The sequence below is a fragment of the Spirosoma pulveris genome (assembly GCF_054781875.1).
In genome coordinates, this window is the sequence record NZ_BAAGTO010000001.1 from 1,084,451 (window position 1) to 1,107,102 (window position 22,652).

The 22,652-nt window shown below is 51.1% G+C and carries 18 protein-coding genes and 1 other RNA gene; 6 read left to right on the forward strand and 13 right to left on the reverse strand.

The genetic code is table 11. The annotated features are described in order from the left end of the window. The first annotated feature begins 142 nt into the window (after nt 1-142). The gene (locus ACYVJM_RS04430) at nt 143-2,422 is read left to right on the forward strand and encodes a transglycosylase domain-containing protein (protein ID WP_461146989.1); all 2,280 of its coding nucleotides are present in this window, start codon (nt 143-145) and stop codon (nt 2,420-2,422) included. 15 nt (nt 2,423-2,437) lie between these two features. After that, nucleotides 2,438-2,806 (forward strand): hypothetical protein, encoded by a 369-nt coding sequence (locus ACYVJM_RS04435; protein ID WP_461146990.1) that lies wholly within the window; start codon nt 2,438-2,440, stop codon nt 2,804-2,806. Nucleotides 2,807-2,823: 17 nt separating this feature from the next. Here ACYVJM_RS04435 and ACYVJM_RS04440 read toward each other — a convergent pair whose 3' ends face one another. The 11 genes from ACYVJM_RS04440 to ACYVJM_RS04490 form a co-directional block, all read right to left on the reverse strand. Then, a complete protein-coding gene (locus tag ACYVJM_RS04440) occupies nt 2,824-3,456 on the reverse strand; it encodes an NAD(P)-dependent oxidoreductase (RefSeq protein ID WP_461146991.1) in 633 nt (210 codons plus the stop codon). A 69-nt stretch (nt 3,457-3,525) separates the two neighbouring features. Continuing rightward, complete coding sequence (gene trmD, locus ACYVJM_RS04445; RefSeq protein ID WP_461146992.1) at nt 3,526-4,203, reverse strand: tRNA (guanosine(37)-N1)-methyltransferase TrmD; 678 nt, start codon at nt 4,201-4,203, stop codon at nt 3,526-3,528. After that, nucleotides 4,193-4,786 (reverse strand): ribosome maturation factor RimM, encoded by a 594-nt coding sequence (gene rimM, locus ACYVJM_RS04450; protein ID WP_461146993.1) that lies wholly within the window; start codon nt 4,784-4,786, stop codon nt 4,193-4,195. The genes trmD and rimM overlap by 11 nt, the downstream gene beginning before the upstream one ends. Before the next feature lie 126 nt (nt 4,787-4,912). Next, on the reverse strand, nt 4,913-5,473 hold the full coding sequence (locus tag ACYVJM_RS04455) for a 30S ribosomal protein S16 (protein WP_461146994.1): 561 nt from the start codon (nt 5,471-5,473) through the stop codon (nt 4,913-4,915). 156 nt (nt 5,474-5,629) lie between these two features. Beyond that, nucleotides 5,630-6,125, reverse strand: an RNA gene (gene rnpB / locus ACYVJM_RS04460) — RNase P RNA component class A. A gap of 141 nt (nt 6,126-6,266) precedes the next feature. Next, entirely contained in the window at nt 6,267-7,559 is a 1,293-nt protein-coding gene (locus tag ACYVJM_RS04465) for a DUF4403 family protein (RefSeq protein WP_461146995.1), read from the reverse strand. A 184-nt stretch (nt 7,560-7,743) separates the two neighbouring features. Next, the gene (locus tag ACYVJM_RS04470) at nt 7,744-8,772 is read right to left on the reverse strand and encodes a Smr/MutS family protein (protein ID WP_461146996.1); all 1,029 of its coding nucleotides are present in this window, start codon (nt 8,770-8,772) and stop codon (nt 7,744-7,746) included. A gap of 145 nt (nt 8,773-8,917) precedes the next feature. Beyond that, nucleotides 8,918-9,706, reverse strand: a complete 789-nt coding sequence (gene eutC, locus ACYVJM_RS04475) for an ethanolamine ammonia-lyase subunit EutC (protein ID WP_461146997.1) — start codon at nt 9,704-9,706, stop codon at nt 8,918-8,920. A gap of 4 nt (nt 9,707-9,710) precedes the next feature. After that, nucleotides 9,711-11,090 carry an ethanolamine ammonia-lyase subunit EutB gene (locus tag ACYVJM_RS04480; RefSeq protein WP_461146998.1) on the reverse strand — a complete coding sequence of 460 codons (1,380 nt, stop codon included), beginning with the start codon at nt 11,088-11,090 and terminating at the stop codon, nt 9,711-9,713. A gap of 20 nt (nt 11,091-11,110) precedes the next feature. Continuing rightward, a complete protein-coding gene (gene eat, locus ACYVJM_RS04485) occupies nt 11,111-12,448 on the reverse strand; it encodes an ethanolamine permease (protein WP_461146999.1) in 1,338 nt (445 codons plus the stop codon). Between the two features lie 82 nt (nt 12,449-12,530). Further along, entirely contained in the window at nt 12,531-15,047 is a 2,517-nt protein-coding gene (locus ACYVJM_RS04490; protein ID WP_461147000.1) for a phosphocholine-specific phospholipase C, read from the reverse strand. 206 nt (nt 15,048-15,253) lie between these two features. On the opposite strand from ACYVJM_RS04490, the gene ACYVJM_RS04495 reads away from it, so the two are divergent. From ACYVJM_RS04495 to ACYVJM_RS04505, 3 genes are all read left to right on the forward strand, one after another. Beyond that, nucleotides 15,254-15,676 carry an EamA family transporter gene (locus tag ACYVJM_RS04495; RefSeq protein ID WP_461147001.1) on the forward strand — a complete coding sequence of 141 codons (423 nt, stop codon included), beginning with the start codon at nt 15,254-15,256 and terminating at the stop codon, nt 15,674-15,676. 80 nt (nt 15,677-15,756) lie between these two features. Then, nucleotides 15,757-18,246 carry a helix-turn-helix domain-containing protein gene (locus tag ACYVJM_RS04500; RefSeq protein ID WP_461147002.1) on the forward strand — a complete coding sequence of 830 codons (2,490 nt, stop codon included), beginning with the start codon at nt 15,757-15,759 and terminating at the stop codon, nt 18,244-18,246. A 216-nt stretch (nt 18,247-18,462) separates the two neighbouring features. Continuing rightward, nucleotides 18,463-18,618, forward strand: coding sequence for a hypothetical protein (locus ACYVJM_RS04505; protein ID WP_461147003.1), 156 nt, complete (start codon nt 18,463-18,465; stop codon nt 18,616-18,618). 136 nt (nt 18,619-18,754) lie between these two features. On the opposite strand, the gene ACYVJM_RS04510 is transcribed toward ACYVJM_RS04505, so the two are convergent. Continuing rightward, nucleotides 18,755-20,872: a VWA domain-containing protein gene (locus tag ACYVJM_RS04510; protein ID WP_461147004.1), complete on the reverse strand. Its 2,118-nt coding sequence runs from the start codon at nt 20,870-20,872 to the stop codon at nt 18,755-18,757. Nucleotides 20,873-20,936: 64 nt separating this feature from the next. Continuing rightward, nucleotides 20,937-21,683: a 3-oxoacyl-[acyl-carrier-protein] reductase gene (gene fabG, locus ACYVJM_RS04515; protein WP_461147005.1), complete on the reverse strand. Its 747-nt coding sequence runs from the start codon at nt 21,681-21,683 to the stop codon at nt 20,937-20,939. 198 nt (nt 21,684-21,881) lie between these two features. Between fabG and ACYVJM_RS04520 the strand changes: the two genes are divergently transcribed. Beyond that, complete coding sequence (locus ACYVJM_RS04520) at nt 21,882-22,640, forward strand: phosphatidylinositol-specific phospholipase C/glycerophosphodiester phosphodiesterase family protein (RefSeq protein WP_461147006.1); 759 nt, start codon at nt 21,882-21,884, stop codon at nt 22,638-22,640. Nucleotides 22,641-22,652: the final 12 nt, after the last annotated feature.

The following is a 22,652-nucleotide window of genomic DNA, read 5'->3' on the forward strand; positions in this document are numbered from 1 at the left end:
TATTAGGCGTGAGGAGCAAGGAGTGAGGAGAGCTGACGCGTCTGATTGGCTGCCTGCGCCAGCAACTCCTCACTCCTCACTCTTCACGCCTAATACTACTTTAAAAACCCTATCTTTGCACTTCCGAGCATAGACACAAAGCATGACGTATCGTCAACGTAAAGCCCTCCGGATTGCAGGCTGGGTATTTTTAAGTATTTTCTTGCTGGCCCTGGTCGGCGCTGGCATTGCGTACTCTAAACGTGAAGCCCTACTGAAAACCGCCTTAGAACGCGGTATCCGAAAAGCCAAACGCGATTACAACCTTGACGTAAAGATTGGTTCTGCAAAATTCACCGGATTAAGCTCATTAGCGTTTACTGATATTTCTGTCGTTCCTGAGCAGGGCGACAGCCTGGCCCGTGTCCAGCGGGTCGAACTGGCAGTTCGATTCTGGCCTTTGCTGGCTGGTAAGATTGGCTTATCGGGCATGACGCTCGAAAATGGACTTATTCAGGTCATCAAGCGAGATTCGTTGACTAACATCGACTTCCTGCTTCATAAAAAACGGGATTCGACAGCAACCGACCCGGCACCGGCGGAAACCCGACGCCGGACTAACCTGGCTGACGTATCGGAGAATTTAATCGATAACATCCTGTCTAAAATACCTGACGACCTTCATATCAACAACCTGGAGTTTCGGGGTGTTGACGTCGGTAACGATACACTCAGCCTGTTAACGCAAACCGCACTCATTGATAACGAAGCCGTTTCATCAACCATTAAATTGAATGGGAATCAGGCAACCTGGCATGTTGCCGGTACGGCTGACCCCGGCGACCGTGAGTATAACCTGGCCTTATACGCCGAAGGTCAAAATGGTCGTTCAGTCCCCATTGAGCTACCGTACATTCAGAAAAAGTATAAACTTAAAGTACAGGCCGATACCCTACGGGCCGAGCTTCGCGATGTAGACCGGTCGCGGGGAGAGTTTCGGCTTGAAGGCGCCGGTTCGGTTCGAAACCTGCGTATCAATCATCCTTCCATTGCCCGGACGGATGTGCTCATTAGCCGGGCCGCCATGGATGCCAACCTCTTTTTTGGTGAGAACTACGTGGGAGTCGATAGCTCGTCTACATTGTATCTGGGAGAAGTGAGCGCCCATCCGTTCCTGAAATACACCTTGCCCGATGTGTCATCTTCGGAAAATTTGGCGCCGGGTAAAATTTTTGACGTGCAGTTGAATACGGGCCCACTTGATGCTCAGGCCCTTTTCAATTCGTTTCCGCAGGGCTTGTTCGAGTCGCTGGAAGGTATGCAGGTGGATGGCAAGCTTAATTACAATCTGGCCTTTCATTTCGATACCGCTTTACCGGATTCGGTTAAGTTTAACTCCAGCCTGACGCAGGATAATTTCCGAATCATTAAAATGGGGCAAACCGATTTCAGCGCGATCAATCGGCCCTTCGTCTATACGCCATACGAGAAAGGTAAACCCGTTCGAGATATTCTTGTGGGACCTGAAAATCCGGATTATACCCCACTCAATCAGATTTCACCCGACTTACGGAATGCTTTATTAACATCGGAAGATTACAATTTCTTTACTCACAATGGCTTCAACGAGAAGGCGTTCCGGGTTTCTATTGCGACCAACTTCAAGGAAAAATCGTTTAAACGGGGAGCCAGCACGATCTCCATGCAGTTGGTAAAAAATGCGTTCCTCAATCGAAATAAAACTATTTCCCGTAAAATTGAAGAAATCCTGATCGTCTGGCTGATCGAAAACGAGCATATTGTTTCGAAAGAACGGATGTATGAAGTGTACCTGAACATCATTGAGTGGGGCAAAAATATTTACGGCATCAGCGAAGCCGCCCGCTATTACTTCGCCAAAACCCCGGCTGACCTTAATTTAGGAGAGAGTATCTTCTTGGCCTTTGTGGTTCCACGACCAAAAGCAGCATTGAGCTGGTTTGTTCCCGACGGCACGTTGCAAGTTCGAAATGTGCGTGGTTATTTCAGACTCATCGGCCGGATTATGGCCCGGCGAGGCCTAACGGCACCCGACTCAGGTGCGTATGGTTTTTATGATGTTCGCCTGCGCGAAGGTTTGCGTCGGCAAGTTGCACCCGTCGACTCCCTCTTTCAGAGCGATAGCCTGATGACCGACCCGGTTGACGTGGACGTTAACGAGGAAGATGGCGGTACAGGAGGCATAGGCAATTTCTTCCGCCGACTTTTTAAAGGCAAGAAAGGTGAGGACAACCGCACCAACGATGAACAGCCGACGGTTCAACCCGAACGAACGGAAGGCGTTTCTGGTGAAGCTGCGCCAGCCGATACGGTAAAAACCCGAAAGCAGTTGCGGCAGGAACGACGCGAACGAAAGCGTCGGGAAAAAGAAGCGCAGCAGGCGCTCGAAAACAACAATCCATAAGCTAGTACTCAGCGAATGAAAGCCCTTGTCAGATTACTCCTGTTTGTACTCATTGTAGGCGGTATTGGTCTTTTCGTCCTATCCAAATACAACCATACTACGCTCAAACCGCAAACCATCGATTTAACCGTCGACTGTTCCGATCTGGACAATATACTGGTCACGAAAGCGGTCAATGTGACGGTCAGAAACCTGTCTTCCCGGTCGCACAGGGATGTACATGTGAAAATCGTTGCTTATGATGCTGCGGGTAAATTAGTACAGGAAAAATTTACCACGTTTTCACGAACACTCCCTGCCCACAGTCTTTACGACAAGCCGGTTACGCTGTCTACTGCTACGAAACGCTGCGATTGCACCATTGTAGACTCCCATCCGGAGTAGCCGAAGTTTGGCTGACATTACCGACCCGTAATCGTTAGGGCTTTGTGCAGGTTTTCCTGGCTCTTTAGCTGATCGAGTAGAAAAGCGGCCACATCGGCGCGGCTGATCCGGGGCATCGAGAATAGTGAGAACGGCAAGTGTTCGCCAAGTCGATACTGCTTGGTAACCGGCCCATTGGTTAACCGAGTGGGGCGAACAATAAGCCAGTCGAGCGTACTTTCCCGCACGGCCTTTTCCTGCTTTTCCTTTTCGGCAATTGGTCCGCTGAGAAACGTTTTAATGAACAGCTTGCTGGGTAGCGGTGCTTCTTCATAACTCGTTCCAACCCCTAACGAAGACACAACAAAAAGTCGGTTTACGCCCGCCTGGTGCATAGCGGCTATCAAATTTCGGGTCCCCTTATCTACCGCTTGGTCTGACTGACCGGGTCGTCCGCCCAACGAACAAATGACCGCATCCTGCCGACGGACCGCGGGTAACAGTGTTTCGAGCTGAAGCACATCGCCGGTCACTACGGTCAGGTTGGGGTGCTGAACAGGAAGTCTGGCTGGATCACGCACGAAAGCGGTTACAAAATGTCCCTGTTCAAGTGCCTGTTCGACTACCTGACGACCTGTTCCGCCCGTGGCGCCAACGACTAGTAATTGCATAAAAAAACTGGTTTTGAGTAGAAATATAACTCAAAACCAGCCAATCAGTTTATGTACTTCCTCCGGCACTTACGGTTCCAGCAAATCGGGCCGTCTTATTCTTGTCCGTTCGAGTGCCTGTTCGTGCCGCCACTCATCTATCTTAGCTTCGTGACCCGACAGTAAAATGTCCGGAACACGGTGCCCTTCAAACTCCGCCGGACGCGTGTAAACGGGTGGGGCAAGCAGATTATCCTGAAATGAATCCGTCAGGGCCGAGGTCTCATCGTTGAGAACGCCTGGCAGTAAGCGGATAATGGCATCGGCTAGCACACAAGCCGCCAGCTCTCCGCCAGACAGTACGTAATCGCCAATGCTTATTTCCTTCGTGATAAACAACTGGCGAACGCGCTCATCAACGCCTTTATAATGACCGCAAAGAATGATCAGGTTTTGCCGTAACGAGAGCGTGTTGGTTGTCTGCTGATTCAATCGTTCGCCATCCGGCGTCATATAAATAACCTCATCATACGTCCGGTCGGCCTGTAAGGTTCGGATACACTTGGCAATGGGTTCGATCTGCATGACCATACCGGCCCCGCCACCAAACGCATAATCGTCTACCCGCCGGTGTTTATCGGCCGTGTAATCACGCAGGTCGTGAACGACTACCTCTACGTAGCCACCCTGCTGCGCCCGTTGCAGAATCGAATGGGCGAAGAAACTGTCTAGCAGCCGGGGCAGGCAGGTAATGATATCAATCCTCATCGGTATCGTCCAGATCGCCGTTCACTTGTTCGTCATCACCAGGCTTGGCATTATCTTCCATATAGATTTCCAGCAAGCCATTGGGCAGCGCTACATTCAGTTTCTGGTTGGCGCGGTCCACCGTCCGAACGATGTCGCTATTAATGGGAATCAGGACTTCTTTTCCGTGATAATCCATCATAATCAAGTCCTGCGCATTCATAGCGTAAACACCCTGCACAACGCCTAATTCACCAGCTTCGGCATCGACAACCCGATACCCCACAATTTCGTGAAAGTAGAAGCGGGTTTCATCCGTAATGGGTTCCAGTTCGTCCAAGGGTAGAAAAGCCCCGCAGTTAATGAGTCGTTCAGCCTGCTCAACGGTATCGACGTCTTCGAAGGCGATGATGGCACGGCTGCCTTTTACGATGGCAATGGACTCAATGAAATACGGAATCAGTTCGCCTTTAACCTCCAGCAGCACCGATTCCAGATCGGCGTACTCGGCCGCGTTGTCAACATCCAAAAAAAGCACTAGCTCACCGCTAACACCATGCGTTTTGGTGATATGTCCGAGCTGATAACAATCGTCTTTAGTCATAAGGTAATGCAGCTGGCAAGCCGCTTAGCGTGCGACGTTCACCGGTATGTCGGTTGGCCGCTTTACGTATAGAAAGAGCCTGTCCAACAACGAACAGGCTCTTTCATAACAGTTTCCGTCGAAAAATTATTCAGCAGCCGGAGCCTCTGGTGTTGAATTTTCTTCAGCAACAGGTGCTTCTGCAACGGGTGCCTCTTCAGCAGCCGGCGCTTCTACTACAGGTTCTTCAACTTTGTTTTTCTTAGCGATAGCTTCCGCACGCGCTTCGTTCACCTTTTTCTCCGCTTCCAGACGAGCAGCACGAGCCTCCTCTTTGGTTTGCGACTTGGTGTCGGCAGCACCGGCTTTCCGGTTTTCTTTTTCACCTTTCCAGCTAGCGAATTTCTCATCAGCCTGGTCTTGCGAAATAGCGCCTTTGGTAACACCTACCTGCAGGTGCTTGCGGTACATGATGCCTTCATGCGACAATACCGAACGAGCGGTATCCGTCGGTTGAGCACCAACCATAAGCCAATAAACGGCCCGTTCCGACTTCAATACGACCGTCGAAGGGTCGGTGTTGGGGTTGTATGAACCGATTTTCTCGATAAACCGGCCATCGCGAGGAGAGGTTGACTCAGCTACTACGATGTCATACATCGCCATTTTCTTGCGTCCGCGACGCGCTAAACGAATTTTAACAGCCATTTGTGCTTGTTTGTTTTTGACGGGAGACGCATCCCCCTTGTAAAACGTGGCCGCAAAGGTAGAAAAAAAATTTGAGGTTTGTTGGTAAATGTTTGACGATTTTTATATCGACACCATCTTTAACCAACAAACCTCAAACGAATTCGATAAAACCCTAGTCCCTACAAGTCTATAAGCCGGGTTCTGTCCTCCAAACAGACCTGACGGCCTGTCCGAATGGCTTATCATTTATCTGGGATGGTCGTCACCGGCCACCTCGTTCGACCTACCCGCGTCGGTATCCGGATTGCTCCGAAACGGAAACGGGCCGCCCCACGTCCGACGCATATTTGGTCTTTCAGCCCCTAAGGTTTATCCTGCCCCGCTGGTCGCCCAGCGAGCGGTAGGCTCTTACCCCACCTTTTCACCCTTACCCGCTCTTCAATGAGTGAATGAGTGAGTATGTCAATGAATGAATAAAATGTTGGTCAACTCGTTACGCATTCACACATTCTATCATTCACTCATTGAAGAGCGGGCGGTATATTTTCTGTGACACTGGCTGTCGAACGGCCGTTCCCAACCGTTCTCCTTCCCGTTAGGAAGTAGGGTGCCCTGCGCTGCCCGGACTTTCCTCGCCCGATTACTCAGACGCGATAAGCCAACTTGTATTGATTAGGGAGGGCAAAGGTAGGGATAAGTGTCGGTTTTAAGAAGTAGTGGTATGGGGTGTGGTGGAGTAAGTGTAGTAGCCATTCACAACACTAATTCCCACCATTCCGCTCACTACACCAAAAACACTACCCCCACTGCACTACAAACCTTCCACTTTCACTTCCACGCGGCCACGGGCGTTCACGACGGCCAGCATGGAGGTGGGCGTCAGGTAAACCTGATCGGGCTTGATTTCGTCGATACGCCCATTGAGCACTACTCCTTTTATGACCTGATTATTTTTCAGCTGCTCCTGTATCTGCTTTTGCATGTCGGCAAGCTGGCTCCCTAGCGGAATGGTCAGTTGTTTTTCGAGCGTTCGGGCAAAGGTTCCTTTTAGCAGCCAGCTTGCCGATTGCTGTAAGATGTTTCGGGTATCCAGATCGTACTTTAAATCTTTCAGCGAGATGGTCTGATCACTGGGGTCGTAGTAAGGCCGACCACTCAGGTAGATATCTCCGTTGATGGTTCCTTTCAACCCTGCTTTGATAATCAGGTTATCGTTCTGGCCATACATATCCATGCTTGTGATCGTAATCGAATAGCGATTCTCACTGAAGGAAAACGATTTCCCGACAAATTCATCACCAGCCAGCTTTGCCGCTTCCGCATAGCTGGCTTCACTTAGCAAACCAATCTGAAAATCATCTTTCACCTGCGAAACCACCGTCAAATCGGGTAGCGAAACAGCGGCCTTAACAGCCGGTTTTGCCCCGGTTGTGGTCAGGGCGTACCCTTCGATCCCGATCGTTGACCGAATGACACGACCTTCAAAACGCAGGGGAGTAATAAGCACGCGTTTGGGCACTACCTGTAGATATGTCCGGTATTTATCGGAGAGTAAATATGGCTCCCTCAGCAGATTCCAGGCTTTCAGCACGGGCGTCCGGAGGTCGACATTCCGGCGCACCTGCTGGTCGAGTGTTTTCGTGATGCTGCCCAGGTTTTTGTCAATCATCCGCGCCACCAGATTGGTGATCGGGATATTCAGGCCCACGAAGCTAACGGTTGGCCGCCTTACCCAGCCGTACCCATCGGCCTCCGTGTGCGTATTAACCGACCAGTCGCGATCAAGATCAAACTTCGTCTTAAAGCGAAGGTCAATCTCAAATTCAGTCTCCTTATACTGCGTGAATCCCAGCACCGACACCCCCGCTTTAACCCAAATACGCAGGGGTACGGTAAAATGAAAAAGGCTGTCCTGCGCGTTGACCAGAATGGTGCCCCGCTTCCAGACCTTTGTCATGAACTGGTCATGATTATTGTCGTCCAGACTGTTGTCTTCGTAAATCAGCCCACTGACCTGCGCATTGATTTGATGCTCAATATCACTTAGCGTAATAGAAACAGGTATGTGAGCCGTCGACAAAAACCGTTCGTTCTGGACTTCCATTTTGGTAGTGTTATAGACTTCTTTAGGCGCTTTAGGGTTCAGACGGTTACCTGATGGCTGGCAGGAAACGATAAAAAGGCTTAGCCACAACGATAGACAAAGAAGGTAAAATACGTTAGCATGTACACGTTGAGCCACTGCCTTTGCGCACCTCATTTTCCCGCTGCGCATCTCTGTGCAACATTCATTTAATCGTAACCTTCGTGGCACCATAGCCGAATTTCTGTTTCTGGGCATCTTCAAAAAACCGAACGTTTGGATGTTTACCCAGGCGTTTGTGCAATTCTGTTCGTAGGGAACCGCTGCCAAGACCATGAATAAACGTGATCTCATTCATACCACTGGCAATGGCATTTTCAAGCGTTTTTTCAAAGGTGTCGAGTTGAAGTTTGAGCAACTCGGCCGGATTTCGGTTACCCGTTCCATTTGGCAGAAGTTTCTCAACGTGCAGATCCACGACGGCAGATGGGCGTTCAAAAGCAACCCCTTCCAACTCCGATTTCGGCTTGAGCATTTCGGCCTTGAGCTCATCGGGGCTGATGCGTTTGGGCTGGGGCTGTGCAGCTCGATTGCTGTTCGGCGCAGCGGCTTGCGGCTGGTCACTTTCGGCATCCAGCTGGGTTAGAAATCCCGGCAGATTGACCACAGGCACCGTTGTTTTTGTCTTAAAAAACGTGGCTGTCCGGGCTTTGAAGCGTTTGATCAGTGGTGCTCGCAGAGATGACTTTCCGGCCCGGAACCACAGGCCCTGCACCACAAATGTTGGCCAGTCTTCGAACGAAGCGTGGACATAGTGGTCGTTCATCTTCTGCTGCGACTTTGGTTTAAGCAAGCCACTATGGAGACCTCTGAACTGCACACCGCCCGTAGCCCCCGACGATTCTTCGCCAAGCACGTAGGCAAACTCCCAGTCCGTATTATTGATAAGATGGAGCGTATACTCCCGGTCGTTTACAGCCAGAAATGCCAGATAGATGCCCTGGTTCGACAGGATCGCCGGAGCTGAAGGCGTAACCGTTTTTTGGGGTGCATAACTGGTCGCTTTAAGTAGTCGTTCGGCTTCCAGTGGCGAAACCGGTACCAGTTCCGAACGCATGACCGGAATCCGGAACCCATCTTCTATTTCAATTTCAATCATTCCGTCGGGCAAAAAGCGCGACACGACACCCTGTTCTTTTGCCCGGAGCAACCGGACTTTATCGCCTATATTCATAATGATCGTTGGTCAAGAGTCCTTTGCGGCTGCTTTTCTGTGCCACAATGACGCGTCAAAAGTATAACGTATATAACCAAAAAACCTTCCCATGGATTTATAAATACGTTGACCAAAGGCGTTCATGACTGAATCTCAGCTGACTTTATTTCGGCAGTTGCGGATAGACATCGCCGGTATCGAGCCCATCATTGTCTTTCAGCGACACACCCGTGAGCTGCATCCGAAAGGCAGCCTGAATAAGGTACATGAGTTTATCTACGGCCAGTTCAGTAGGCAAGCCCTGCTCCCGAATGTTTGAAATACAGTTCCGGCGCTCGTCGGTCAATCCCGGCTGTGGTGCAAACGTAATGTAAGCGCCCATACTGTCGAACGAGCTTAGGCCTGGCCGTTCGCCGATGAAAATAATGGCCAGTCGGGGGCGCAGCCACTCCCCTATGGCATCGGTAATGGCTACCCGCCCCTGTTCCACTACGAGCAGTGGAGACAGCGAAAAACCCGCCTGCTTCACTTTTTCGACAAGCCGTTCAATGATCGATCCCGCATTTTTCATGATGGCCGTTGCCGATAAGCCATCGGCAACAATAAGACAGACATCAGCAGGCGGACTGCCCAATTTTTGAAGCGTTTCAATGGAAGAGGCATTCAGCAAACGACCGAAATCAGGTCGCTGGAGGTATATATCCCGGTTTTCTGCCGCACTTTTAAGGCAGTAAACGGGTAAACCAGTCTTTTCCAGAACCTCCTGAAGCACCGGCACATTCAAATGCGAGTAGACCGCATCTTTGGCGTGGGCGTGGGCCAGTCTGAATTGAAGTGATTCTTTCAGCGGAATGGAAACACCGGTTTTCCCGAGGGCAATACGGGCGTTGGTATACGCTTTCAGTGGCTCCCAATCGTCGGTTTCGGTGCTGTTTCTCTTCGATTCATTCATGCGGTTAGGCTACCAGAGCGGCATACAATAGTTTTTGTGTGTTGCCGGACAGACGGTTGCCCCGATTGTCCATAATTCCCTGCCGAAGCAGCCACTCTTCAAACTCGGGAGCCGGACGCAGGCCAAGTACACGACGCAGGTAGAGCGCATCATGAAACGAGGTCGACTGGTAGTTCAGCATAATGTCGTCGGCCCCCGGAATACCCATAATAAAATTGATTCCGGCAACTCCGAGCAACGTCAACAGCGTATCCATATCGTCCTGGTCGGCCTGGGCGTGGTTGGTGTAGCAAATATCCATGCCCATTGGCAACCCGAGCAACTTCCCGCAGAAGTGGTCTTCCAGCCCCGCCCGAATAATCTGCTTCCCGTCGAACAGGTATTCCGGACCGATAAAACCAACCACGGAGTTCACTAAAAACGGGTTGAAAGTACGCGCTACGGCATAAGCCCGCGTTTCGCAGGTTTGCTGATCGACGTTATGATGCCCATTCGACGAAAGGGCGCTTCCCTGCCCGGTTTCAAAGTACATCAGGTTATGGCCCACGGTACCCCGTTTGAGCGACAGACCGGCCTCGTAGGCTTCCCGCAAAAGAGACAGCGACACGCCAAAGCTTGCATTGGCTTTTTCAGTACCGGCAATGGACTGAAAGATCAGATCGACCGGCACCCGCTCCTCCACCAGTTGCAGGGTGGTAGTTATATGACTCAGTACGCAGTTCTGGGTGGGCATGTCGAAGCGATCCCGTAAGTTATCCAGCATATACAGCAACCGCGCCGTAGCGGCCGGACTATCGGTAGCGGGATTTATCCCGATCATTGCATCGCCACTGCCGTAGAGCAGCCCATCGATAATACTGGCCGCAATGCCTTTGGTATCGTCTGTAGGATGATTAGGCTGTAGCCGAACCGACAAATGACCGGACAACCCCTGTGTATTTCTGAATCGGGTGATGACTTCACATTTTTTTGCCACCAGAATCAGGTCCTGATTTCGCATTAATTTCGATACGGCGGCCACCATCTCGGGCGTCAGGCCGGGGGCTACCTGCCGAAGCATGAGTGTATCGGCTTCATCACCCAGCAGCCAGTCGCGCAAGTCGCCGACTGTAAAGTGGCTGATTGGTGCAAACGACTGCTTATCGTGGGAGTCGATGATCAGGCGAGTTACCTCGTCTGTTTCGTAGGGGATAACGGCCTCCGTCAAAAAGGTAGTCAGGGGCAAGTCGGCCAGGGCCATTTGAGCGGCTACCCGTTCCTCGTAACTATCGGCGGCAAGTCCGGCCAGCACATCGCCCGAACGCAGCGGACTGGCTTTCGCCAGCAACTCTTTCAGGTCGGCAAAGTGGTATGTAAAAGACCCGATAGTAAATGGATACGGCATAGTTTGAACCTATTGATCGTTTAGTCAACTACCTTTTCAACAACGTCGCCCCACTCCTGTCTGATTTTCCGATAGCGACCCGATGCCACAAAGACGCCCGTTACAGCGGCCAACCCACCGAAGAATAGCAGACTCAGCCAGCTATAAAAGTAGATCATGGCGCCCAGCGTGACCACCGCCAGCAACAGCGCAATAGCCGGGAAGAACGGATATAAAGGGGCTTTGAACGACCGGGGCAAGGCTGGTTGGATTTGCCGAAGCCGGAACAGCGACAACATACTGATAATGTACACCACCACCGCCCCGATGGTCGACAGGATGACCAGCTTACTCGTGTCCAGCGCGATCAGGGCAATAATACCAAAAAGAGCCCCGGCGATCAAGGCCCAGACTGGCACCTTTCGGGTTTTACTGACCTGGGCTAATCTGTGAGGTAAATAGCCACTTCGCGCCAGCGCAAAAATCTGGCGGGAATAGCTGATGATAATTCCATGAAACGACGCGATCAGACCAAACAGGCCTACACTGGCGAAGAACTGCGTGAGTGGATTTTGTCGCCCGAGTACAATGGCAACCGCTTCAGGCATGGGGTAATCGAGTCTATCCAGATTTTCCCAGTTCGTAATGCCACCCACGCTGATCATGACCGTCAGGGCCAGAAACGTCAGCGTCAGCACGGCAGATATATACCCTTTGGCGATGGTATTCTTGCCGTCTTTCACCTCTTCGGCTACCATCGCAATGCCTTCCAGACACACGAACAACCAAATGGCGAATGGCAGAGCGGCAAACACCCCCGGCCAGCCAAACGGCATTGGATTGTGTAAAAAAGTGTCGATGCGAGTGTATGGATATACGACGCCAATGAACAGCAGCAGCTCGCCAATAGCAATGATGGTCATGATCAATGAAAACCAGGCCGCTTCTTTGATACCCAGCAAATTGATGACGGTAAACACCATAAATGACCCAATCGAACACCAGACGACCGGCACAGCGGGGTACAAAAAATGGACATAGCTACCCAGCGCCAGTGCAATGGCGGGGGTAGCAAAAAGAAATTCAATGAGCGTCGCATAACCGGCCAGCAGTGCCCCCAATGGCCCGAATGCCTGAAGTGCGTAGGCAAAGGGGCCACCGGCATTGGGAATAGCCGTCGTGAGTTCGGTAAAGCTAAAGATGAACGTAAAGTAAAGCAGGGTGATGAGCAGCGTGGCGATGAGCAACCCGACCGTTCCGGCCACACCCCAGCCATAATTCCAGCCAAAATACTCGCCCGAAATAACGAGTCCAACGCCAATAGCCCATAAGTGAACTGGAGTTAATGCCTTTTTGAGGGTTGGGGTTTCGCTGGACATGGGGAGGTTGACAAGTTGTAGCGTGAAGATGAGCAAGGTGTCTGCCGGTTCGTCATCACGCTACAACTTACGAATTTATCCGTTACCGGCTAGCCAGCACGGGTACCTTTCCCATCAATGGGTCGCTAAAGCCCGCTTTCCCGGTTTCCACCCGCCCGGCATAGCGTTGTTCGAAGGTGTCGAAGCCGGTCACGTTTACACTGAAATCATACCAGTTATAACTGTCTTTGAGAGACAGCACCAGCGACTTGTGCGCTCCGGTAGTGCCTGCTTTGGCCAGAACAATCTGTTGAGGTTTTGCCTGATAGCCATTGTCAGAGATCTGAACGGTGAGCGAACGAGCCGAGTCGTTGTTTTTCAGGTGTAGTACTACATTGCCTGTCAACTTCTTCCTGGCATCTTTTTCATATGCACAGTTAACCTCTATGGCCGGATTAGCTGCACCGCCTTTAAATTCCCGAAAGAATCCATTAGGACCCTGCACGCAGATGTCGAAAGTGTCATCCAGAGGCAACCCATCCCGCAATTCATCCCCCGCAGCCACGGTATACGACCGGATCAAAACATCGTCCGATTTGGGCTGATATACCTGGAAAGGTGCACCAAGCGCCCGTTTTCCGAAGACCTCATTCTTAGCCGACAGCCGGAGCGAGAGCTGTTTGTCCGTTACTAGTCCATCGACATACAGTTCATATGGCAGGGCGCAGGACTTGCGAATGCCTTCTTCCTGAGCAGGCAGATACGGCGATGCCTGACGGGTGTTGCATTGCTGTATTTCCTCGTCGGTCAGGCGTTTGTAGTTCGTGGGTACATCCTTGAACTGGGCTTTGTGGATGGACTCGATAAAGGCTTCTTTATCCACCGATTTCGGCATTCTGATCGTTTCGCCATTATAAGGCCGGAAGGCCGACGAAAGATCCCCACATATAGTGCGACGCCAGGTGCTGATGTTCGTTTCTGCTATCTTTTTGCCCTTCTTGTGACTCAGGAAGTTTTCCAGGAACTGCAGCGTGGAGGTATGATCGAATACTTCCGAACACACATACCCACCCCGGCTCCAGGGCGACACGATCACCAGCGGCACCCGGAAACCCAGGCCAATAGGGCCGGTTCTTCCCCGATTTTTACGGGTCCTTTCCTGCTCCTGCGTCACAAACTCCGGGCGGGTATCGATGTTTGTGCTGGTTTTTCCCGTCTCGGGTTGGTCGGGATGAGCGGGCACAAACGGGGGAACGTGGTCGAAATAACCGTCGTTTTCGTCATAGGCCAGCACAAAAATTGTTTTCTTCCAGATTTCCGGGTTTCGGGTTAGTATGTCCAGCATTTCTGAGATGTACCAGGCTCCGTACCAGGCCGACGACGGGTGATCAGAAAAATTCTCGGGCGCAACAACCCAGGAAACCGTTGGCAGGGCTTTATTTTTAACATCCTCCCGAAACTGGTGCAGCACATCCCCTTTCGGGACGTTCACGGTACGGGTTGTGCTGCCGTCCTGATACGTTAATGGAGTCAATGCACGGTAGTGCGGATCATTGGCATTGGTCGTAAACGCCCGCCGACAGAGGTTTTTTTCGGCAGGAGAAAGCTTCTCGAAATTCGCGGGGCTGTACGTTATCAGATCTGCCTCGACTATCTTCTGCCACTTTTGCTGATTATCCAGTTCCCGCTTTGTCTTCGCGTACTCTTTATCGGTTTCGGCCAGTGTTTTTAATTTTTCTTCGAGTGTAATTAGCCGCTTCGGCAGCACTTTTTCTTCCTCCTGAATGTGACGGTAGTAGGCCGGATGGAAGCGCACCCGGTGCTGCGAAAACCACTCAATGGGGTTATCGGTAAAGTTACCCAGCCAGCCGTCGGCTTCTCCTTCCAATCCGGTGGGCAGACTGATTTCATTTTGATATATTTTCCAGGGAATACCCATCGTTTCCAGTCGCTCAGGAAAGGTAGTCCAATTCACTTCAGCCCCATAGTCGACGTTTTCATTGCGAACGTTGGCAATGGCCTTCGGGTCGCGGGGGTCACGAATGGTTCCCGTCCAGAAAAAGAGCCGGTTGGGCGTGGTGCCCGTTAATGACGAGCAGAAGTTCTGGTCGCAAATGGTGAAGGCGTCGGCCAGGGCGTAATAGAACGGCAGGTCTTCGCGGTTATAATAGCCCAGCGTAAGGGGCATATCGGCATAGGCTTTGTTACCCGACTTTTTGGCATCGAGCCACTTATCGTTCTTTCCTCCGTTGAGAGCATCCACCTGATTTTCCCAGGAATGCGGCAGCGAACTCATCCAGGTCGCTTTCGTATCGCGCATGTTGAGCCGGAAAGGAGCATAGGTTTCACCCGCCCTGTTGGTTTGCAACCATACTTTGTTGCTGTTTGGCAGTCTGATAGCCCGTGGGTCGTTGAAGCCACGGACGCCCTGAAGCGTGCCATATGTATGATCGAAGGAGCGATTCTCCTGCATCAGAATCACTACATGTTCGGCATCCAGGTAAGTGGAGCCGGTTTGTGGATCAATGGCAAACGCTTTTTGAATCGACTCGGGTAAACTACCGGACAGGCCTGCTGACAGCAACGCGGCTTTTTTGAGAAAGTCCCTTCTGGAATCCATACGTTTCGTAACTGACGTGAATGAGCAACTGATTTATAGGACCAAAAATAGCCGGGATATCATCAACTACTCTTTCTGTCAGATTATTAAATCATTTTATCTCACTTTTTGCTTTATAGGTAGGACATTGCAGGTTATAGTATGTAATGGCATTACGGATTATAAGCAAACACCAGCGATCAGTCTTTTCCTTTGTCATCAACATTATGTGGATTCTCTTTGCGTTACTGGCTGCCGTAGCCGCAGCTGTCGTTGTCACGTTGTCCAAAGCGGGCATTAAAGACGTCGATTCCAGTCTGGCGTTTGCCATTCAATCGGTATTGATCCTGATCGTTTCCTGGACCGTTGTGATCAGCCAGGGCAACCTGCCCGACGTGACGCGCATCGAGCGAAAAGTCTGGATTTACCTCATTTCGGCAGGGGTGCTTACGTGCATTTCTTCCCTCCTCTCCTTTCGTGCATTAAAGCTGGGTAATGCGGCCCAGGTATCGCCAATCACCAATGTTTCTCTGCTGTTTGCGGTCATTCTGGCGGTCATATTTCTGAAAGAGAAAATTACCTGGCAGATTGTTGCCGGAGCTGTATTAATGGCTGCCGGAGCCATCGTGATTGCCGTTAGCCGTGAATGACCCCAGCGGATAGATGACCAAAAGGGCTGGAACTCGTCTCGAAAACGAGTATCTTTGTTCATTATGTCCTGTGCGTTTTTATGACCGTTTCCGTTAATGAAAAGCTCGACCTGGCTCACAACTTTGTCCTGCATACCAACCAGAATATTTTCCTGACCGGGAAAGCCGGAACCGGTAAAACAACCTTTCTGCAACAAATCAAGCAACTCAGTGCCAAGCGCCTGGCGGTCGTTGCGCCCACGGGCGTGGCTGCTATCAATGCGGGGGGCGTGACTATTCACTCGCTGTTTCAACTCCCGTTTGGGCCAATCACACCGGGGACTACCCAGCGCGAAGGCAAGAAGTTCAACAAAGAGAAGATCAACCTGCTACGAACCCTCGACCTGCTCGTGATCGACGAGATCAGTATGGTTCGTAGCGATGTGCTCGACGGTATCGATGAGGTACTCCGGCGCTATCGGTCCAGCTCGGCTCCGTTTGGCGGGGTTCAGTTACTGCTCATCGGCGATATGCAGCAGTTGCCACCCGTCATTAAAGAGGAAGACTGGAACTTGCTGAAACCGTATTACGATACCGGCTATTTCTTCGGCAGCAAAGCCCTGCGCCAGACGTCTTACGTACCCATCGAACTGACGCACATTTATCGGCAGTCCGACGAGCGGTTTATCAGCCTGCTCAACAGCATCCGGGAAAAGACCGTCACCCGCGCCCAACTCGACAACCTGAATCAACGCTACATTCCCGACTTTTCGCCCGCCGATGATGAGGGTTATATAACACTTTCGACCCACAATACGGCCGCTCAGCAAATCAACAGCCAGAAATTGCAGGCACTGAAAGGCAAGCCGCGCACATTTACGGCAACCATTGAGGGCGATTTCCCGGCGCACACCTACCCCACCGATGCCAGTCTTGAACTAAAAGTGGGCGCCCAGGTGATGTTTATCAAGAACGACATTTCCCGCGATAAACTGTACTACAATGGTAAGATCGGGCGTATCACCGACATGGATGATTCGGCGATTTACGTCAAAAGCCATCAAAACGGGGAGGAAATTGTCGTTTACCCTGTCGATTGGACCAACATCAAATACACGCTGGACCCAGCCACGAAAGAGATAAAGAGCGAGCCGATTGGCACTTTCCGGCAAATGCCGCTCAAACTAGCCTGGGCCATCACCGTCCACAAGAGTCAGGGATTGACGTTCGAAAAAGCTATACTGGATATATCATCGGCATTCGCCCACGGTCAGGTCTATGTAGCGCTAAGTCGCTGTAAAACGCTGGATGGGCTGGTTTTGCGGAAACCCATTCCGGCGCACAGCATCAAAACGGAGCTGGAACTGGAAGACTTCCACCAGCAGGTTCAACTCCAAACGCCCAACGAACAACACCTGCACCAGGCGAAACTGACTAACCAGCAGCAGCTGTTGCGCGAACTGTTCTCGTTCGAGCGGGCCAACTCATTGCTGTATCGCTGCCGCCGGGTCGTGAATGAACACGCCGGTAGCTTGGACGCTGAATGTCCGTTCATCTTGTCACAGCTGACCGATCTACTGCGCGAAAAAGCCAGCGATGTATCGGGGCGATTCCAGCAACAGCTTCCCAGCTACTTTTCGAACGAAAAGCTACCGGAACACAACGAAGCCTTGCAGGAACGCGTCCGAAAGGCAGGAACCTATTTCCAGTCGCTGCTTGGCTCCGACCTCTTGCCGCTCCTGCAGCGTTGCCCAACCGACTGCGACAACAAGAAAGTGCGCGACCTGCTGCTCGAAGCCCTGGATGAACTGGAAAAAGAACTGTTCTCCAAACTGCTGAGTTTTGAAAGCTGTCGGGAGGGGTTCAATGCGCTGGCCTATTTACAGGCCCGAAATCGCGCCGAGCTGGACTTCCAGCCCGAACGTAAAAAGTTTGAGCCACAGGTCGCCGAAACAACAACTTTGGAAGGCTCCTCGCGTGGCGGATTATACGGTGCCCTCATGAAGTGGCGGAACGATATGGCTGGTGAACACAACACGTCAGGCTTTATGGTGTTGCCCCAAAAAACCATCGTCGAACTGGCACGTGTGCGCCCAACGTCCGAAGCCGAACTACTGGCAATAAAAGGCTTTGGCAAGACGAAAGTACGGCAGATTGGAGCCGACATTCTGCGCATCGTTCAGGAAAACCCCGGTGGTAGGGCAGCAACGGTCGCGACACCCAAGGGGAAGGTAGTGAAAGAAAAACCCGTTAAAGAGCCTAAGCCACTTAAAGAGCCAAAGGAACTTTCGCCCGCCGTCACGCTGGCGTTCTTCAAGTCAGGCAAAAGCATCGAGCAGATTGCCACCGAACGCAGTCTGGCGGTCTCGACAGTAGAAAGTCATCTGGTACGCTACGTAGGCCTCGGTGAATTAACCCTTGACTCGGTACTGCCACCAAAAAAAATCGCTAGCATTCGTTCCTATCTGGAAACCTACCCTTCCGAAACGCTGACCGAAGTGCGGCAGGGTTTAGGCAGCGACATCTCGTTCAGCGACATCCGATTCGTGCAATACGCGATGCGTTCTGAAGCCGCAGCGAGTGGGGAGTAAACAAAGGAGAAATTTAGTATATTTGGGTGGGGGCCTGTTATCGTGAACCCATCTGCTTATACCAGAATATCAGGTTTGGTAAACTCTGCATTACTGGTATACAGATTGCCGCATCGAACATTTAGAATGGTTAGCCCGGGAAACAACAATTGAGGCTGTTAGGATCACACAAAACAGTACTTTTTGATAAATCAAGAACCTTTTCAATGCACGAGCTTGGATACAAACCTGAACGATTATCACCAGAAGCAGAGCGCACGATTAGCCAGGAAAGTCTCCGAGCAGCCCTTGCTGTCGCCCGAAGAATCCATGAAACAAATCCAGCGGCTCAGCAAGCGGAGCCAACGTCCCAAGACGAACGTTGGGAGCTAAACGCTCAGATTCGGATTAAGGAAATAGAAGCGTTGCGTACTTGGGCTTCATCGAATGGTCTATTAATCGGCACGGCTGTACAGTATGTGAGGTAATTTAACTTACACCCGACCAGGACGGACGACACTACAAATACCTAATACCCACCATAGAACTTACGTAAACCCCACTCTACCGCTACCAGCGTAAGCACAACAAAGAAGAGCCAGCGCCAGTTAATGAGTTCGTTCATCTCTTCGGTGCTTGTCAGTCGGGCCGGGTGCGGACGGTTTGTCAGCGTTTGAACGAGCGCATCTGTCTGGCTGGCATTGTAAAACTGCCCGCCCGTTTGCTGCGAAAGCTGACGGAGTAAGCCATGATCGGCCGTGGTGTTGAGAGCTTCGAGTTGCAGGTCGCGCACAACAAACTGACCCGTTGACTGCTCCGCTTTATTATTGACCGTAACACTCGCCTTGAAGCTGTACGCCCCTTCGGGTAACCGGCTGATCTCAAACCGGCTATTCGCTTCGGTTGGGGTGAAGTTGTACGACCGTGTCAGCCCTTTTTCATCGCTAATCTCAAGTCGAACGGGTTTATCGTATAGCCGTTCGTAAATGTCGTTGTAAAGTTCCGTCTCGAAAATAACCTTTTCGCCCGCTACAAATTCATTCCGAATCGGGTAAACGCGCAGTTTACGACGGTCTTCTTTTACCGAAATCAGTTGAATCACTTTTTGAATCAGTTCATCAACCACTTCCTGCTTATCGGTCAGGGCGAACTCTTCAAGACGCCACGCCCAGAGTCCCTCACCCGCCAGCACAGCCGTTTTACGGGGACTTGTCACGTTTAAAGCTAATAGTGGTTTTGTGGTGCGTACACTACCAACCTGCTGCCAAAGCACAACTTCACTGCCTGCCTGCAACCTGAACTCGCCATACGGGACCAGCAAAGGCGGCAGCTTGGCCAGAATATCAAGCCGGGCAGGATCAAGATTGAGTTGCTTGAATTCAGGGTTGAAGAAGCCCGTAACTTTATCACTCTGATTGGGCTGGGCGTTTACCTGCATCACTGGATTCGAGGTATTGAACGGCCCCATTGACGACTGGTTGCCCAACACAAACAACACAGGTGTATTCTTCGCCAGATACTTCTGCAACAGCGCGGTACCTACGCCCCCATTATCGGGAATCTGGTGAAATATAATTAAATCGTATGTTTTGTCGGCAGGGGGCGTGGCTTCGGCGGGTGTGCCGGTTAGAATCCGGATGTCGAGTTCGTAATTCTGATTTTTCTCCAGAATATTCCGCAGCGCTTTTATATCCGGGTGTGGCGAAAGCGCTAGTAGCAGCACTTTCTCTTTGCCGTCGATAACATCGATATACACATCCTGACGATTGTTTCGCGTACTGAACTCACTCGGCTGGGGCAGCACCTCAACCACAAAATGCTGAACGCCCTTTTGGGTAGCCGTCGCCTGAAACGTCAGTTGATCGAACGTGTCATTTTTCCCCAGATTAACCGACTGACGCCCCAATTCTTTGCCATTCTGCCGCAGCACCACTGTGGCGCTTCGGCCCTGAAAGCCATTCGTTATGATTTCTGCTTTTACCGGAAACTGGTTGCCGAGGTAAGCAATCCGGTTGGCAATGATACCCTTAAGCTGTATGTCCTTTTTGGGAATCGTATCACCTAGGCCAATGGTCTGCACCGCAAAAGGATATTGTCCAAACGTTGGCGAAAGTCCCTGGTTAAAAATCCCATCCGACACCAGCACGACATCTGTTAGGTTACGCCCTTCAAAATCCGAGCGAACCCCTGCCAGCAAGCTGGATAAGTCCGTTGTGCGTTGTGTAAAGGCCAGTTGTGTTAAATCGCCATTGGTTACTGAATCGCCAAAAGTCCGAATCGACACGTCCAATCCTTTATCGGCCAGTTGCTGCTGAAGCGTTTGCAAGCTTGCCAGTGCACGTGATAGCGCGGGCCTACCGGCGGCCGCTACGGACTCGGAATTGTCAATAGCCAGTACGACTTTAGGCTTTTCGGTCAGCGTCCGTAAACTCCGGATCAGGGGATTGAGCAACAGAAAGGCCAAAAAGCTGACAACTACGAAGCGTAAGGCCGCCAGTCCGTAAGTAGTCCGCTTGTCGAACCCTCCCATGGCCGTGCCACTGTCCACGAGTCGTGGGAGCGGCTGATACATTGCAAACGCATACACGGCCCCGACGAGCAGGCACACCAGGATCCACCAGGGTGAGGATTGAAAAGTGAAGTTCATTCTTTTAGGGAGTGAGGAGTCAGGAGCGAGAAGTTAGGAGAGAACGAACTCCTCGCTCCTACTACTAGGTAAGCATTCCCCCGTCCACTTGCAGCACCTGACCGGTGATGTAGCGGGAGAGGTCGGAAGCCAGAAAAACAGCGCAGTCAGCGACTTCTTCGGGTTGGCCTCCACGTTTCATTGGAATCTGCTGTTTCCAGTCTTCCAGTGCCTTTTCATTGATTTCACCAGTCATTTCGGTTTCAATAAAACCCGGTGCAATGGCATTGGACCGGATATTCCGGGAACCCAGTTCCAGCGCAACGGATTTGGTGAAACCAATGATACCGGCCTTCGATGCGGCATAGTTGGCCTGCCCCGCGTTACCCCGGAGACCAACCACTGACGTTAGATTGATTATAGAACCAGACTTCGCTTTCATCATGGATTTGATAGCCGCTTTAGTTAGGTTAAAGACCGACTTTAGGTTAACGTTAATTACCGTATCCCATTGTTCTTCGGTCATACGCATCAACAGGCCATCTTTAGTAATACCGGCATTGTTAATGAGCACATCGAGCTTGCCAAAATCGGCGAGTACCTGAGCAATGAGATCTTCGGCAGCTTTGTGGTCTGAGGCATCAGAACGGTAGCCTTTTACCCGACCGCCAAACGCCTTAAGCTCTTCTTCCAGCGCTTGTCCTTTTTCAACACTCGACAGGTAAGTAAAGGCAATATCGGCACCCTCTTTTGCAAATTTTTCGGCCATAGCCCGACCAATTCCGCGCGACGCACCTGTAATCAACGCAACTTTTCCTTTCAGTAAATCCATTTTACGGGGTAATAATAAATAGACGATGAAGAATGGCGTCCTGAATACGCAGTGAGGGCCATTCTATTCAATTTAGTAAGCATCATGTCCTACTAAATTTAGTCAAAAATAGCGGTTTGGTCTAAAACGACAAGGTACGCATTGGTTTTGGTTTCGCCGATAAGCTGTGTTACTTTGTCAAAAATCAGGTAATCCACCATGAACTATCGTCTTGTCCTAGCCCTCCTGTTATCGTCGGTGTCGGTTACACTGGCTCAGAAAATTCATTCTCACAACGATTATGCCAAAGCCCGTCCATTTATGGAGGCTTATGAACAGCGAGCCGACTTTATTGAGGCCGATGTGTGGTTACGGAATGGAAAGCTGGTTGTTTCCCACGAAAAGCCTGAAGAAAGCCCGCAAGTTCCACCAACATTGGATTCGCTGTATTTGCAACCTATTGCCCGATTATTTCAGCAGTACAAAGACAGACCCAGCTCCGATCGGGATTATACTTTCTCACTGGTGATCGACATCAAGGAGAACCCCGCGGGGGTATTGCCCAAGTTGATGGAAAAATTACAGGAAAACCTGATCTGCTTTAATCGGTCGGCCAATTCGAAAGCGATCCAAGTCGTCATTAGCGGTGAACGTCCTAAAATAGATACTTACCTGGATTACCCTCTGCTTCAATTCGACGGTCGGCCCAGCGAAGTCTATGATCAGGAAACGCTGCAACGGGTAGCCATGATCAGCGACAATTTTCAGTCGTACTCCCGCTGGAATGGGGTTGGTGAAATAGCCGACGGAGACCGCGATAAGCTGAAACGGGTCATAAAGCGAGCCCATGGCGACAATAAACCGTTTCGTTTCTGGGCCATTCCTGATACGCCAAATGGCTGGAAGCAATTGAAAAAACTGGGTGTCGATATTATCAATACCGACAACGTAGCGGAAGCCATAAAGGCAAGACGTTGAGTTAAGGGTTTT

What these genes read in the sequence shown, in the direction of transcription:
- ACYVJM_RS04430 (WP_461146989.1), top strand. Translation starts at nt 143, where the DNA reads ATGACGTATCGTCAACGTAAAGCCCTCCGGATTGCAGGCTGGGTATTT.
- ACYVJM_RS04435 (WP_461146990.1), top strand. Translation starts at nt 2,438, where the DNA reads ATGAAAGCCCTTGTCAGATTACTCCTGTTTGTACTCATTGTAGGCGGT.
- ACYVJM_RS04440 (WP_461146991.1), bottom strand. Translation starts at nt 3,456, where the DNA reads ATGCAATTACTAGTCGTTGGCGCCACGGGCGGAACAGGTCGTCAGGTA.
- trmD (WP_461146992.1), bottom strand. Translation starts at nt 4,203, where the DNA reads ATGAGGATTGATATCATTACCTGCCTGCCCCGGCTGCTAGACAGTTTC.
- rimM (WP_461146993.1), bottom strand. Translation starts at nt 4,786, where the DNA reads ATGACTAAAGACGATTGTTATCAGCTCGGACATATCACCAAAACGCAT.
- ACYVJM_RS04455 (WP_461146994.1), bottom strand. Translation starts at nt 5,473, where the DNA reads ATGGCTGTTAAAATTCGTTTAGCGCGTCGCGGACGCAAGAAAATGGCG.
- ACYVJM_RS04465 (WP_461146995.1), bottom strand. Translation starts at nt 7,559, where the DNA reads ATGGAAGTCCAGAACGAACGGTTTTTGTCGACGGCTCACATACCTGTT.
- ACYVJM_RS04470 (WP_461146996.1), bottom strand. Translation starts at nt 8,772, where the DNA reads ATGAATATAGGCGATAAAGTCCGGTTGCTCCGGGCAAAAGAACAGGGT.
- eutC (WP_461146997.1), bottom strand. Translation starts at nt 9,706, where the DNA reads ATGAATGAATCGAAGAGAAACAGCACCGAAACCGACGATTGGGAGCCA.
- ACYVJM_RS04480 (WP_461146998.1), bottom strand. Translation starts at nt 11,090, where the DNA reads ATGCCGTATCCATTTACTATCGGGTCTTTTACATACCACTTTGCCGAC.
- eat (WP_461146999.1), bottom strand. Translation starts at nt 12,448, where the DNA reads ATGTCCAGCGAAACCCCAACCCTCAAAAAGGCATTAACTCCAGTTCAC.
- ACYVJM_RS04490 (WP_461147000.1), bottom strand. Translation starts at nt 15,047, where the DNA reads ATGGATTCCAGAAGGGACTTTCTCAAAAAAGCCGCGTTGCTGTCAGCA.
- ACYVJM_RS04495 (WP_461147001.1), top strand. Translation starts at nt 15,254, where the DNA reads ATGTGGATTCTCTTTGCGTTACTGGCTGCCGTAGCCGCAGCTGTCGTT.
- ACYVJM_RS04500 (WP_461147002.1), top strand. Translation starts at nt 15,757, where the DNA reads ATGACCGTTTCCGTTAATGAAAAGCTCGACCTGGCTCACAACTTTGTC.
- ACYVJM_RS04510 (WP_461147004.1), bottom strand. Translation starts at nt 20,872, where the DNA reads ATGAACTTCACTTTTCAATCCTCACCCTGGTGGATCCTGGTGTGCCTG.
- fabG (WP_461147005.1), bottom strand. Translation starts at nt 21,683, where the DNA reads ATGGATTTACTGAAAGGAAAAGTTGCGTTGATTACAGGTGCGTCGCGC.
- ACYVJM_RS04520 (WP_461147006.1), top strand. Translation starts at nt 21,882, where the DNA reads ATGAACTATCGTCTTGTCCTAGCCCTCCTGTTATCGTCGGTGTCGGTT.